Source organism: Pseudomonas sp. B21128 (assembly GCF_044218865.1).
Taxonomy (GTDB): domain Bacteria; phylum Pseudomonadota; class Gammaproteobacteria; order Pseudomonadales; family Pseudomonadaceae; genus Aquipseudomonas; species Aquipseudomonas iridis.
Genome location: NZ_CP162591.1, coordinates 38,855 through 52,028, shown reverse-complemented (window position 1 = coordinate 52,028; position 13,174 = coordinate 38,855). Strand labels below are relative to the sequence as shown.

At 51.8% G+C, this 13,174-nt stretch carries 19 protein-coding genes; 7 read left to right on the top strand and 12 right to left on the bottom strand.

Annotated features, from left to right (window positions below):
• Window positions 1–14 precede the first annotated feature (14 nt).
• The 5 genes from AB4P91_RS27555 to AB4P91_RS27535 all read left to right on the top strand — a co-directional run bounded on the left by AB4P91_RS27555 (window position 15) and on the right by AB4P91_RS27535 (window position 2,455).
• Window positions 15–350, top strand: a complete 336-nt coding sequence (locus AB4P91_RS27555) for a hypothetical protein (RefSeq protein ID WP_000741275.1) — start codon at window positions 15–17, stop codon at window positions 348–350.
• Window positions 351–373: 23 nt separating this feature from the next.
• The gene (locus AB4P91_RS27550; RefSeq protein ID WP_000091614.1) at window positions 374–700 is read left to right on the top strand and encodes a hypothetical protein; all 327 of its coding nucleotides are present in this window, start codon (window positions 374–376) and stop codon (window positions 698–700) included.
• The gene (locus AB4P91_RS27545; protein WP_001054412.1) at window positions 697–1,077 is read left to right on the top strand and encodes a hypothetical protein; all 381 of its coding nucleotides are present in this window, start codon (window positions 697–699) and stop codon (window positions 1,075–1,077) included. The genes AB4P91_RS27550 and AB4P91_RS27545 overlap by 4 nt, the downstream gene beginning before the upstream one ends.
• Before the next feature lie 156 nt (window positions 1,078–1,233).
• Complete coding sequence (locus AB4P91_RS27540) at window positions 1,234–1,494, top strand: DUF3391 domain-containing protein (protein ID WP_395593118.1); 261 nt, start codon at window positions 1,234–1,236, stop codon at window positions 1,492–1,494.
• 91 nt (window positions 1,495–1,585) lie between these two features.
• Entirely contained in the window at window positions 1,586–2,455 is an 870-nt protein-coding gene (locus AB4P91_RS27535) for an HD-GYP domain-containing protein (protein WP_223198360.1), read from the top strand.
• Between the two features lie 334 nt (window positions 2,456–2,789).
• Here AB4P91_RS27535 and AB4P91_RS27530 read toward each other — a convergent pair whose 3' ends face one another.
• The 6 genes from AB4P91_RS27530 to AB4P91_RS27505 all read right to left on the bottom strand — a co-directional run bounded on the left by AB4P91_RS27530 (window position 2,790) and on the right by AB4P91_RS27505 (window position 4,996).
• A complete protein-coding gene (locus AB4P91_RS27530) occupies window positions 2,790–2,984 on the bottom strand; it encodes a hypothetical protein (RefSeq protein WP_106116925.1) in 195 nt (64 codons plus the stop codon).
• 96 nt (window positions 2,985–3,080) lie between these two features.
• Window positions 3,081–3,401, bottom strand: a complete 321-nt coding sequence (locus tag AB4P91_RS27525) for a hypothetical protein (RefSeq protein ID WP_106118795.1) — start codon at window positions 3,399–3,401, stop codon at window positions 3,081–3,083.
• Between the two features lie 42 nt (window positions 3,402–3,443).
• Window positions 3,444–3,671, bottom strand: coding sequence for a hypothetical protein (locus AB4P91_RS27520; RefSeq protein WP_122551789.1), 228 nt, complete (start codon window positions 3,669–3,671; stop codon window positions 3,444–3,446).
• A gap of 246 nt (window positions 3,672–3,917) precedes the next feature.
• Complete coding sequence (locus AB4P91_RS27515) at window positions 3,918–4,280, bottom strand: hypothetical protein (protein ID WP_106118793.1); 363 nt, start codon at window positions 4,278–4,280, stop codon at window positions 3,918–3,920.
• Window positions 4,281–4,502: a hypothetical protein gene (locus AB4P91_RS27510; protein ID WP_122433177.1), complete on the bottom strand. Its 222-nt coding sequence runs from the start codon at window positions 4,500–4,502 to the stop codon at window positions 4,281–4,283.
• Window positions 4,499–4,996 carry a hypothetical protein gene (locus tag AB4P91_RS27505; protein WP_146136094.1) on the bottom strand — a complete coding sequence of 166 codons (498 nt, stop codon included), beginning with the start codon at window positions 4,994–4,996 and terminating at the stop codon, window positions 4,499–4,501. The genes AB4P91_RS27510 and AB4P91_RS27505 overlap by 4 nt, the downstream gene beginning before the upstream one ends.
• Before the next feature lie 152 nt (window positions 4,997–5,148).
• Here AB4P91_RS27505 and AB4P91_RS27500 point away from each other — a divergent pair, with 152 nt between their 5' ends.
• Both AB4P91_RS27500 and AB4P91_RS27495 read left to right on the top strand, forming a co-directional pair.
• Window positions 5,149–5,577 carry a LexA family transcriptional regulator gene (locus tag AB4P91_RS27500; RefSeq protein ID WP_016355661.1) on the top strand — a complete coding sequence of 143 codons (429 nt, stop codon included), beginning with the start codon at window positions 5,149–5,151 and terminating at the stop codon, window positions 5,575–5,577.
• Window positions 5,567–6,850, top strand: a complete 1,284-nt coding sequence (locus AB4P91_RS27495; RefSeq protein ID WP_122433179.1) for a Y-family DNA polymerase — start codon at window positions 5,567–5,569, stop codon at window positions 6,848–6,850. The genes AB4P91_RS27500 and AB4P91_RS27495 overlap by 11 nt, the downstream gene beginning before the upstream one ends.
• Before the next feature lie 567 nt (window positions 6,851–7,417).
• Here the strand turns inward: AB4P91_RS27495 and AB4P91_RS27490 are convergent.
• From AB4P91_RS27490 to AB4P91_RS27465, 6 genes are all read right to left on the bottom strand, one after another.
• Entirely contained in the window at window positions 7,418–8,386 is a 969-nt protein-coding gene (locus AB4P91_RS27490) for a ParB/RepB/Spo0J family partition protein (RefSeq protein ID WP_231503401.1), read from the bottom strand.
• Window positions 8,387–8,456: 70 nt separating this feature from the next.
• A complete protein-coding gene (locus tag AB4P91_RS27485) occupies window positions 8,457–9,587 on the bottom strand; it encodes a ParA family protein (RefSeq protein ID WP_106118780.1) in 1,131 nt (376 codons plus the stop codon).
• Window positions 9,588–9,756: 169 nt separating this feature from the next.
• Window positions 9,757–10,587 (bottom strand): DNA cytosine methyltransferase, encoded by an 831-nt coding sequence (locus tag AB4P91_RS27480; RefSeq protein ID WP_233100708.1) that lies wholly within the window; start codon window positions 10,585–10,587, stop codon window positions 9,757–9,759.
• Between the two features lie 873 nt (window positions 10,588–11,460).
• Window positions 11,461–11,640, bottom strand: coding sequence for a hypothetical protein (locus tag AB4P91_RS27475; protein ID WP_004666715.1), 180 nt, complete (start codon window positions 11,638–11,640; stop codon window positions 11,461–11,463).
• Between the two features lie 91 nt (window positions 11,641–11,731).
• Window positions 11,732–12,046: a hypothetical protein gene (locus AB4P91_RS27470; RefSeq protein WP_004666716.1), complete on the bottom strand. Its 315-nt coding sequence runs from the start codon at window positions 12,044–12,046 to the stop codon at window positions 11,732–11,734.
• 150 nt (window positions 12,047–12,196) lie between these two features.
• Window positions 12,197–13,126: a replication initiator protein A gene (locus tag AB4P91_RS27465; protein WP_055001373.1), complete on the bottom strand. Its 930-nt coding sequence runs from the start codon at window positions 13,124–13,126 to the stop codon at window positions 12,197–12,199.
• Window positions 13,127–13,174: the final 48 nt, after the last annotated feature.

The window sequence follows — 13,174 nt, the reverse complement described above, 5'->3', positions numbered from 1 at the left end:
TCGGAGCTCTCCTGATGGCAGCCCGCATCACCGACGACGAATGGGACGAACTGACTCCCGAGAATTTCGATACCACGGCACTGCTGCGTGCAGTCGATGCCGTGGACGTGCTGCGCGGCGATTTGAATGACAGCGCAGACGGCGCACCTCCGCAACTGCGCACCGACCTGTTGAAGCTGCATCAACTGGCAATGGCCGCGTTCAACGAGGGATCACGCAGCCGAGTGGCTGAGCTATTTGATCTCGCCGTGGATCTTCAGGATCAGGTTGATCATCTGATGACCTCGCTGGAACAAGTGCAAGAAACCCTGTCCCGGTTGACGGCGCTCTACCCAGAAAGCCTGTCCTGAATGTTCTTGGAGACAACCACATCATGAGCCGCAGCCGCCGCAAAACGCCCATCGTTGGGCACACGACCTGCCGTAGCGAGCGCGAGGACAAGAAACTCTGGCATCAGCGCTGGCGAACCCACGAGCGCACCGCGCTGGCCAGCGCGTCGCCGGAAGCTCTATGCGCCCATCTGCCTCTACTGGAAAACCAGGTCAGCAACGTCTGGTCGATGGGTAAGGATGGCCGCTCCTACTGGCCCATCAAGCGCCAGGCCGCCACGGCGGATCGCATTGCCAACCACAAGGGACGCAATCCGCAAGAGCGCGCCTCCCTGAAAAAGCGTCTGCTGCGCAAGTGGATGAGCAAATGAACCTGTCCACCATCGAGGCGCTGGCTATCGCTTGGGCGCGAATCGCTGAAGAAGCAGAACTCCCAGCCGGCTACGAGGGCACGGCGACGCCAGAGGCGCATCGGGCCTGCGAGGTGATCCAGGAGCGGATTCGAGAGCACGTCGTCGCCACCAATGACATGCGGCTGTTCGGCCTGCTGCACCTGCTTGGGCAGGCGTCGCTGCGCATGGAGCAAGCGCTGTGGCCGGAAGAATATGCGCGGATGACCCGCGAGGTCGAGGAAGCTCTCCGAGAGGCCGACGACCCCAACGCCAAGTCGTACACCCACGAAGAAGTCATGCAGGCGATGCAGGAACGCATCGACCGAGCGCGAGACAAAGCCATGTTGATCGGCTGACGGAAATTTCGGCGGTTCCGGCTGATCCAAGAATCTTGGCGTGACCTTACCTCCGCTCTACCGCTGGGTGCCAGCCTCGGCGCACGCCTAACCACCCAACTCAGAAAGGAAAATAAGTTGGTAAAACGCATTCCCGTATCCGAGCTTCGTCTCGGCATGTACATCCACAAGCTCGCCGGCTCTTGGGTTCGACACCCATTCTGGCGCGGCAGCTTCCTGCTGACCGAGCCTCAGGATCTCTCTGCCATTCGAGAATGTGGCGTCGGGGAGGTCTGGGTCGACTTGGCCAAAAGCCAAGTCGACCCAGAGAGCCCAGAGAGCCCAGAGAGCCCAGAGAGCCCAGAGAGCCCAGAGAGCCCAGAGAGCCCAGAGCCCAGAGCCCAGAGAATTGTCGGAGGAGCAATCTCTGCCGTCTAGTCCACTAAGCAAGAAAAGTGACGGCGCAACCTCAATGGAGAGCGAAATGTGTTATGCACGGAAACTCTGTCTTGCGGCCAAGTCCCAAGTCATGGACATGTTCCAGGAAGCCCGGCTTGGCAAGGCCGTCGACCCAAGCACGACGTTGCCGCTGGTCGGAGAAATCGCTGCCTCGGTGCTGCGCCAACCTCATGCCCTCATCAGCGTCGCACGCATCAAAACGCACGACGATTACACCTACCTGCACTCGGTTGCCGTCTGCGCCCTGATGCTATCGCTGGCCCGGCATCTCGATCTAGACGAGGAGCAAACGCGCCTGGCTGGCATCGGCGGACTGATGCACGACCTAGGCAAGGCCGCGATGCCGCTGGAAGTGCTTAACAAACCAGGCAAGCTCACCGATGCCGAGTTCGCCATCATGAAGCGCCACCCTGTGGAGGGCGCAAAGATGCTGCGCGCAGGCGGGGCCGAGCCCGGGGTGGTGGACATTGCCCTGCACCATCACGAGAAGATCGACGGAACCGGCTACCCGGATCGCTTGGCCGGTGACGCCATTTCACTCCTGGCCCGCATGGGCGCAATCTGCGACGTCTATGATGCCGTGACGTCGGAGCGAGCCTACAAAAAGCCGTGGGACCCGTCCGCGGCGATGCGGCAGATGGCCAAGTGGGAGGGCCATTTCGACAAACGCATCTTCCACGCCTTCGTCAAGGCCGTGGGCATCTACCCCGTCGGCTCCTTGGTTCGCCTGTCCTCTCAGCGTCTGGCCGTTGTCGTTGAGCCGGGAATGGAATCACTGCTGACTCCCAAGGTTCGCGTGTTCTTCTCGCTACGCTCGAGAGAGCCGATCCCGATGCAGACCATCGACCTGGCGGCCACGAGTTGCAAGGACAGTATCACTGGCCCCGAAGACCCGACGCTCTGGAACTTCAAGAACCTCGACGACTTGTGGATGGAATAGCCCCCACAAAACGACGGCCCCGTGAGGGAGCCGTTGAACATCGTCGAGCGATGCCCGTCCAGGGAGGGATGGCCGAGCTCGATTCTCCAGAAGGTAGCTGGTGACACGAGTGTTGAGCCCACCCAACTAGGGTGACGGAAATTTCTGGGGTTCCGGCTTACATCCCCTACGTAGATCAATCACTTCAACCTCAAATCCGTAGACCGTTTTACCGGCCCCTAAAGGTGCTTTATAGGTGGCGGTGTAGTTCATTTCATTGGCCTCACTTTTCCGTTTCAGTGAGGCCATTTTGAACTATAGTTAATTTTACCGCAAGCATTTTATTAACTATAGTTCAATTTTCTGCGTCTGGAAGGCCGCGTACAGCATCATCCCAATGGGGTGCTCGATCCGGATTTTTCAGGATTTTGCTGATCCAGGCTTCTGATACTTCCCACCGCAAAGCAAGGGTTTTTCCGGTCCATCCGCGCTGTCTAAACAGGGCTTTGAACTCTACTGGGGACAAGCGCTGGGTAGCTGCTTCACTCATGTTCAGATCCAATCTCTATCATTGAAATGATTACTGTCGAAAACCGTCTGTATGAAAGAAACCTTTCGACAGGGCCAGCGCACTGGCCATGAGGGTTTAACTTAACGTCCGTAGCCATTTTTGCACCACAGTCGTGGTGTCAGTCATGCGATTCAATAGGGACGCTGCGAGGCCATCATTGCTGGAGTCTTCAAGCCGCTCGAACCATACTACTCCGTCCCAGTCCTCGCCCTCGTCAGAGCAGTGCTGCGCCAAGCTCTCAGCCGCTGTGTTGGCCAGATCTAAGAGGTTGCCATACCCTACAGATACAAGGGATCGATCCAGCTTCTCTGCATTAAACTCCACGTACCTTATGAGTGCATGAAACAGCACACCTATGTCTTCGTTGTCTTTGGAGCGGTCGTTTGTAAGGATCATGATTCACCTCGGGTTGAAGGCCCGGATGACCGGGCCATTGATTCAAATTGTCGACTTTAGATACTTGGCGAGGTCATTCGCCTGATCTCTGGTGTCGCAATCCTCAACCCACATGTGCAGTCCCTCAGCGGTCTGTGCATACACTCCAAAGAATTCAGCTTCACAGTCGACCGACTCTTCAACTCCATTTTCTTCATTTGTGCAGCCACGGATCTGAACCATTCCGGTCCACGTTGCCGGCATTTCGAATATGGCTTGCGGGATACTCATAAAGACACTCCTCATTGGTTTGTTCAATGAGTATATTTTGAACTATAGTTAATTATTTGTCTACAATAATTAACTATAGTTCAATTTAAAGCCTTCTACAATCCGAGCACATCGCGTCTTGTTACAACTGCCAACCTGTCACCTACCGATCGCCACACCTGCCAGCCTGTCACCTACCGATCGCCACACCTGCCAGCCTGTCACCTACCGACCGCCACACCTGCCAGCCTGTCACCTGTGCATCGATTACAGCCCACTTGATCTAGACGCCCAACTGTTAGCCGCGGATCCGGCGGCTGACTCGGTCTCAAAGCGCTCATAGAACCAGCTAACATTTTCTTCCGTGTCGATCTCAGGGGAATCGTTGCCCAATTTCACAAGCTCCACGTGCACCGTGCCGAGCCAGGCAGCAAACAGTTGGTCATCGCGCCTGCCGCCACTTTCCATCAAGTCACGTAGCTCATCGACAAACTCCTCTTGCTGCTGATCAGCACGTCGTATGTCCTGGAGCACTTGTAGGAGCTCACCCCGAGTGGCATCGAGAGGTACATTGAAGCCAGCGGAGTCCAATTTATGTCTCACGGCCAAGAATTCAGGTTGAGTAGCCATTTAGCACTCCTTGTTAACCGCAGTAGAAAGAGCCGTGAAGAGGGCTCGGCAAGCATCATTGTACGCTTCCAACAACAGAGAACTCTGTCGCTTGTAATCCTCAAGATTGACCCCTGATAGAGGCGCATCATCAAGATGTTTCGGCTGATTCATATAATTCTTGTGTGCCTCATGGGCAGCGTCTAAATGGACTTTAATAGAGCCAACATCAATCATAGTCATACAAAGTTATCCCCACTTGGTGACAAAGAAATTAGAATCTTTCCAAAATCGCCACTCTTAACTGCGCTACACAATGAAAATTCATAGCAGCCTGCTTTGAAGTTCAACTGAGGCTGATCACAGAAGAAAGAACACTCTTCTAAACAGGTTTCATCATCTGCTAACCCAACGCGGAGGATGTACAGTGCTTTGTAATCCTGTGGGGTATCTAAACTTGTGATCGCCGTTACATTTTCAAGACCAGCGCTAATGACGTTAGCCCACGACTGGGATGAAATTTCATCAAAGTGTTCAATCTGGGTGTTTTCACTAAAATGCAAAACGTATCTGATTCGATCAGATTTCGAATTATGAAGTATGGGCAGCGTCCTAGCTACCAAAGCAATACGTACCGCAAGCGCCTCTGCAGCAGTCGTGAAAAATCCAGCTCCTAACGGTGAATCCGCCATAAGATCTGGTAAAGCGTCGCCTACTGAACCGTCAAACTTAGTCATGTGTGATCCTTCGTCTGGTTATTTTTAGATTATACACATGCGTACGTACGTACGTAAAAGTAATGTGATTGCCCTACTCCTTCGGTCGGCCAACCACTGGTGGGATTGCCTTCACTCGTTTACTGTATATAAAAACAGTGCTTGGTGATCCTATGAACGTAGCAGCTATCCACCACCTAACCCCGTCAACGTTACCGTTGCAGTTCATTTCTGGGACGGCGGCCGGGGGCTTTCCCAATCCAGCCGCTGACTACTACCAGGCGCCAATCTCGCTGGACGATCTGCTCAATATTCGCGCTCCTCACGTGTTCATCGTCCAGGTGGAAGGACACAGCATGACAGGGGCTGGCATCCTGCATGGTTGCCGCCTGGTGGTTGACAGGACAATTACGCCTATGTCTGGCCACATCGTTCTCGCTTACGTTGACAATCAACCGATTGTTAAACGACTTCTTCACGAAGGTGGGAAATGGTTACTGGCGTCTGAACACCCGGACTTTCCTCCACTCGTACAAACAGACTTTTCTGAGATAACTACATTCGGCGTTGTAACATGGAATTTCAACCAACATGCGTGTTGAATGTAAGCCTGTATTTGGACTTGTTGACGTCAACGAGTTTTATTGCAGCGTAGAACGCATCTTTAGACCTGAATTAAAAAACAAACCAGTTGTTGTTCTAAGTAACTCAGATGGTTGCATAGTCGCTCGAAGTAAGGAAGCAAAAGCTCTGGGTTTGAAAATGGGAGAACCATTCTTTAAGATCAGAACGTTTATCGAAAAGCACGATGTTTCAGTTTTTAGCAGTAACTACACTTTATATGGCGAGTTCAGTCACAGGCTTTCTTTAGCTATTTCCTCACTTGCTCCGGCCGTTGAGGCCTATAGTTGCGACGAATCATTCGTAAGACTTGATGGTTTGCCCGAGCCATTAAAAGATGTAGCGAAGGCAATTCAAGCCCGTGTTCTGCTGTGGACAGCGCTCCCCGTTGGCATTGGCCTGGGGCACACTAAAACCCTCGCTAAAGCAGCCCAGCATGCCTCTAAGGTGTGGAAAGCCAAAACTGGTGGCGTCGTAGACCTCCGCTCCAAGGAGGCCGTGGAGTGGCTCCTGAGGCGTATGCCGGTGGAAGAGGTTTGGGGGGTCGGGCGGCGGATGAAAGACAACCTCCAACCTCTGGGCATAACAACTGCCTGGGAGTTAGCGCAGTGTGACCCGCGAGTGCTTGGAAAAAAGTTTTCCGTTGTCCTGGAGCGTACGATCCGTGAGTTAAATGGGGAACAGTGCCTAGACCTTGAGCCTGTTGGATTACCAAAACAATCCATCTGTTGTAGTAGATCTTTTGGTGAGCGTGTAACCACTCTGCAAGGGCTTCGTGAGGCTGTCGCCAGTTACGTGCATCGAGCAGCTGGGAAACTCAGGGCTCAAAAATCACTGTGCACCGTCCTGAGAGTGTCCATACAGACCTCCTTCTTCGGCGATGATCCAAAGTACGCTCAGGGAATCACGTGTACCCTCCCCTACCCTACAGATGATACTCGCGTACTGACCGGCGCTGCGCTTCGAGGTTTAGAAACCATCTTTCGGGAGGGGATGAGGTACAGCAAAGCTGAGATTCTTCTGATCGATTTGCGTCGTCGAGGGGAATTCACTGATGATCTGTTCACGATCAATCAGCCAGCGCGGTCTGAGGCCTTAATGCTCGTTATGGACCAGGTTAACCGGCGCTGGGGTCGGGAATGCCTACGCACTGCAGCTGTTCCAGCAGAACCCGAATGGGGTATGCGCAGAGATTACCTCAGCCCGAGCTATATGACGGATTTCAACCAACTGTGGAAGGTGAGCTGCAGGTAGTTGATCACCCTTAGGACGGACATTTCACAGCCGCTCTAACTTACGATGCCGTGCAGCCAAGCTCACGGGGGCCGGCCAGCCTCGGCACGTAGGCGAGTTTCGGAGTCCGGGCTACATCATTCTTCCTTGCGCACATCCTTGCTCCATCCTCGTCTCTGGCACGTACATACATGGTGTGGATGACCTTGCGCTTTGGGCCCGAGCCCGCAACAAGGTCTACCGCAAATGTTTTCCATTCCCGCGTTGCCCAATAGGCATGAGCATCTGCTTCGTCACCAAACAGCATTCGCGTCTGTGTTCCCATATCATTTCAACCTTGCGCAGGAAGGGGGATATCAGACCTTATGCGCTGCCATCCTACGCAATCCAAGCTGTGCTTGAATGGAGGAGGAGGATTCAAAGCCTCCTTGAGGCAACGATCATGCCTCTCATCATCTACAGCTGCTATGGCTTCCTTTCGGTGCTCCAGGTAAAACAACAAACCTAAAAGCAGAGCTCCTCCTGCGGCTATACATGCAAGATGTTCCAATAACGCTTTCATTCTTGTTATCCCTTTAGTCATATGCCCTACTCCGCTTCCTTTGCGGCAAGTTTGCTTCGATCAAATTTATTTAAAAAGTTTTCAAACTCCTGCAATAGCAAGTTTGGATCAATCCCTTTTTCACACTTCAATTCTAGCTTTTGACCGGAAAGTTTAATTGTTCCAATTCCAGCTACTGGGCGCGGAACAAATGCCGGACGACCTTGATTAGAACATGCAGCAATTTTCACGGCAATCTGGCGGAGTGCTTGTTCCTGCTTAGTACCTTTTTCGACCATGCTCAGCACCTGTCTCTCGACGATGTGAACATCCTGCTCCGCTAAATCCACGAACTTTTTAGCGTAGTTGGCAGTAATCAGTCCCGGATGCTGATCAAGTACTTGGCGTATCGAAGTCGGGAGCTTCATAAGGTCCAGGCACCGACTTACTACAGAACGGTTGATCCCCAAGCGACGTGCAATGGCGCTTTGGCTCTTATCATTACCATTTTGAAGGTAGCGGTCGTAGCTACGAGCAAGCTCATAGTCAGTCAACTCTTCATGCTCGTTATCTGCCAGTGCGAGCAACATTGCCATGTCGTCGCTCATTGGCTTCACAACAGCCGGTATCCTGTCCCATCCCAAGATAGTGACAGCTCTCCAACGCCTCTCACCGCCTACGAGCTCATGTCTGCCGTTTGGAAGAGGTCTTACAAGAATTGGTTTACCCAGTCCAATTTCACGTATTGACTCCACGAGTAGCGAGATAGCCACCTTGTCAAAGATCATCCGAGGCTGGTATGGCGATACATCGACGCTTGAGACGTCAATATCCTCTAGGGATTGGTCTTTACCTATCCACTCTCCAACCAATGGCTCCTGGGCCTTTTCATCCAGCATTTGGAGCATTGCTGCCCTCCCCTGCGCGCTGGATGGAGTTCCTTCTGGAATCTCTGCTGGCTTGCGAAGGCCAACGACGCCAGTTTTAGGTTTTCCAGGGTAATCGTTTGATTTCATGTGCTGCATCTCCAACATTCAGTGTTGCTAGTAGCAACACGGGTTCTCTTTTGTTGCTACTAGCAACAACTCAGGCCGAAGCAATTTCCCGGATTTTGTTGAGAATTTCCCGGTGTACGCTTCGGACTGGACCAAGACTTTTTGAGGTAGCCCCTTTCCACAGAAGCAGCGGAATGCCGTCATCCAGTGACTTGGCGTACTCCTCAGAGACATAGATTTTTTCTTCCGTTACCCGGCCAGGAAAAAGCTCATTAAGACGGAAAAGATTATTGATTAGAGACGGGCGATTGCGGATAAACATCGTCGGGATCGCGAGCAATTTAGGTGCGTAGCTGTATTCCCGTGCAAATCGGGCGCACCAATCGTTCAGCCGAAGAAGAGCGCGGAATGAAAACTTGTCCATTCGAATCGGACACAGAAGTAAGTCGCTAGCTGCAACTGAATTTTTAGTCAGTCGGGAACCGGCAGGGGCGTTATCGAAGATGATCAGGTCATAGCTCGAAAGATCACAGCCAGGTATTTGGCCGGTTTTGGCCTGTTCAATCCAACGGGCATACCACATATCGGGGTTGTTAGAAGCGTCCAGGGCAACACCCAAATCCTCGATGTAGGAATCCGCAGGAATCAGGTGAATGCCATCCTCACCAAATGGCTTCTTGATGACCTCATCAAGGGTTTTCGGATCGAATGCACGCATCCGCAACAGGGGACTGATCAGATTGCCGAGGTGGCCGTCTACGAGTCGGTCCTGAGGAATACCCATCTCGGTCAGGTCCTCCGGCCCCAAATCAGGGTCGTAGCCCAGCATGCTGGATGTGTCGCCCTGAGGGTCGTTGTCGATGATCAGCGTTTTCAGGCCTGCGAACTGAGCAGACAGAGCTAGGTTCACAGCCGTAGTTGTTTTAGCTGTGCCGCCTTTCGGTACAAATGTCGAAGCAACGATTTGGCGCGAAAGACCTTTCGAATGTCCCAAGCGTCGACGTAGGGCTGCGATAGCGAATAGATCGGCGAGTCCATAAACCCGTGCAGTAGAGGTGCCACGAGGTACACGACGAATCTCAACACCATTCTCTTCTTCAATGTCCTTCAGTCGCCTGGTCGTCAGCCCAAAGCACTCAGCGGCAAACTGCGGAGAAAAGGTTAAGCCTCCAAAGTCAACAAAACTCTGTAGCTCCAGCTGAGATTCTTCGGTTGAGTTCATGTAAATGCCCTTCTGTAGGTTGAGAATTGATTATAGTTCATGAATACGGCTTGTAAACAGACTAATTCAGGAATATTAACGTTTTAAGCCATTCGAGCTGAACCGCCTTGTTGCTAGTAGCAACAAACCCGCTCTGCCCAGCAACAAAGCGGGCAAGAACGAACCGGCTCTAAAAGCTCATTGCTACCTGCCCGCCTTTATCCACGAAGCTGTCTAGGTTAACGCCGCGCATAGACACAGCCTTGCTCAGCAGCAAGTGGGCCTTGTTGTCGTCAAGATCCATGAGGTATGCGTCGTCGATGAGCTCGCTGATCTCATGAGGTTTCAAACCCGCCTCAATGGCCTGGCCCAAAAGCCGCGACGAAAGACGATCGTACTTCGCACGTAGGGCAAATTGAGGGTTATCAAGTTGGTTATTTGCCATGAAGAAAGCGTACGAAAATCCCTCGGGGGTTACGCTTCTTGCGTTTTTTGTCGCGAGGCTCCGGCCTCCGTACTTGAGATGCATTTTGGAGCCCTCAACAGGCATGACCGGTGCAACAGGAAGGTCTGCGTTGAAACGACCCCAGATCAAGGTCTTCTTCGTATAGGGATCTCCAACGTGGCACGGATCGAATGAAAGTCTCCATCCCGGGAGCCCTCCTAATTTTTCGATACGGCCAACTGGATTTTCTACAGCCCACAATGCTGGTTTGTAGTATTCGATTAACCGAAGGGTCTGGTGAACGAGTTGGACGGAGGCTTTGGTCCGGCCATCCAGATCCTTACTACCGAAATGTCTGCAGCCTGAACGAGCGAAGTCTGTGCAAGGACAAGCGGCAAGAATCGCGAATACCTCAAGGCCGTAGAAATCGCCGAACCACTCTATGAAGAACTCGACATTGAAGTTGTTCACGTCACCGAGCTCAGGATTGTCTTGAATGTCAAAGCGGTAGACCTGGTAGCCGGCTTCTTCCCAAGGCCGAGACCATTCACCTGAGGTATCGAAAAGCGAGAGCACACTTTGTCACTGTTTTCCCTGCAAGCAGCTTGGCTTCTAGCATGATCAATCCATCCCTCTATACGGTCACGGGCGTGCGCGGGCTTCATAAACCCCTGGACCTTATCAGCCAAGCGGACTACATCTGCCTTCAATGGATGATCGAAAAGATGGTGAACCCCGAGTGAATTTTCTAAAGCTTGTGATTCTTGAAATGCCGATACCAATGAATCCAATTCGTACACAGAACCCATGCAAATCGCTCCTAGACCTTTTTCAAAGCAGCACAGTGGTAGCCGCCACTGTCACCAATTCGTGGAGAGAATTTTAACCCAAATGCGTACGCATGTACATACGTACGTACGTATCTAAACATTTGTTGCTAGTAGCAACACTGCTAGAGATTTCGATCTATTTTGCTGTTCTGGTTGTTCGTCTAATCATGTCTCGATAAGACTCGATTTCCAGATGGACACGCCTTTGCCTGACAGCCTCTTTTGAACACCCAATGATGTCTGCAAGCTCCTGGTCCGGTTGCTTACCCTGCATATGATCGTAAGCCGCAATATCGGGTCGAGGTTGTTGGTACGGTGTTATTCCTAAGGACTGGATGAGTTTTGAGACTTGCTGAAGAGGAACTTTAGCCGCACGTGCGAGCATTGTGGCGGGGTAGACGCCAAGAAAAGGTACAAGGAGCGCTAGGGCATCCTGGTGAGGAGGGGGAGGGGAGTACGCAGGTTTGCCGAGCTTGATTCTTCGAGCACGGACAGCTTCAGTAGTGGTTCCAGCCATCTGAGCGATAACAGGATCCGGGACATTTCCCGAAAGCCCGTCGTATCGCTCAAGCTTTGAGTATTTGGGCATACAACTGAATCTAAACCGATAGGCCAGAATTTATTGTTGGATTCCCCACATTTCAGCCAGGGCTTTTTCAATGAGCGCTGAAGCTGTTGTTTTTTGCTTATGAGCTTCGTCGCGCAAGCGTTCGTTGAAATCTGTACGAAGGCTAATAGTCTTATGGGATCGGGTAGGGGCTTCACCCTTTTGGGTTGCAGCGGATGGTTGAGCCTTCATACATGTTCCTCAAAATTGACTGATCACAAGTAGCCATTATACATGTACGCACGTACGCAAATACATACGTACGTACACGAAGTACGACTGTTTACTCAGTTTGCTCTTCCTTGTCGGAACGGTGCTGACCAGATGCTCTACGGTAATCTTGCAGCTGCTGGATGGTGTGGGATAGATTGCGAATCACATAGTCCGGAAACCCCTTTTTACCAGCTAGGTGACGCTGCTCTAGCTCTGCGATTCGAGCAGGGTCTAGCCCTAAACGAATCAGGGTTAGCTCATCACCCAGTTCCAAAGCCCGGTTCGCTTCCAGCATGACGTTTTGAGCCGATTGAAGTTTCTCAATTTCATCTTGCAGGTGCTGGGTGTCATCACGGTCAACAGATCGCAGTGGTATACGCTTCATTTGCAGACTCCTAGACTTCATTCTTCCCCGGTAGCCGCCGGGTGCAGCTCGATTAAGCTGCCAGCTCATTATACGTACGTACGTACGTATGTAAACAATGAACAAAGAAAAAGGCTGCATCTGCAGCCCCTAAATGTCGGCGATATACGACTAAGCGGGCTTAAATCGCTCCAGCGTTTCAAACCAAGCAGCTTTGTCAGAGGCGACCAGCTCATCAGACAAAAGCTTGGTGTTCCTGGTGTAGAACACGATCTTATGAGGCTTACAGCTCGTATCCAAAGCCATTCTGTAATCAGGTAACGAGTCACGTTTAATGATCTTGCGCACATCAGCCCTGAAATAACGCAGATCTTGCGTAGAACCGCATTTTTGCTGCATTAGCACGATATCTGCCTTCCAAATTGGCTTGTTACCAACATGTTTGCGAGCAAGCTCATACAAACGACGCTCTAGGGGCATCCTCAAAGCGAAATAGCGCCGGTCAATCGTCAAAACCTCATAGTGGAGGAGGGCTTTGTACATCCAATCTGATATCTGAACGATGCCTTCAAGAACACCCTTGCCGTTCCCGGTCTTTTTGGTGATGGTGTAGTCATGTATCCAGCCAAAACCCTTGGTTTGCTCCTCGCCACCGGTAACGATGTTTGTCTCGATCTGCGTACCCTTGAGCCTCCGGAGCATGTCCAGAATGTTCACGTAAGCATTTCCTCCTGGCTCCCTACCTGTGCCAATGAGAAAATCATAAGAGTCAAATTTGACCGTGTTTGAAATCGGCAAACCCGCTTTCCGACCTTCGATAATTTGGGATCCGATAAACAACAGCAGATCTTTATCGAAAACCGTTGCGGCGCCGATTACGGGAGGAATGATTCGTACGCGCTTGTTGGTACCTGGCTGGTGATACTCGCGGATGGCGGTATCAGGAATTGTGGACAAAGAGAAAAGTGGAAACTCCATACTGGCCAGGTCGTCTTTCACCGGCCACTCAACCATATTGGCCTGGAACATGTCCGTCTGAACGTAAGGGACCAGGTTCGGTTTACGGCCGCGTTTGGGTTTCTTTTCGCCTTCATCACTCATAGCTAAATCTTCTTCTCTGGATCACTGCAGTCTACATGGGAACTGAAT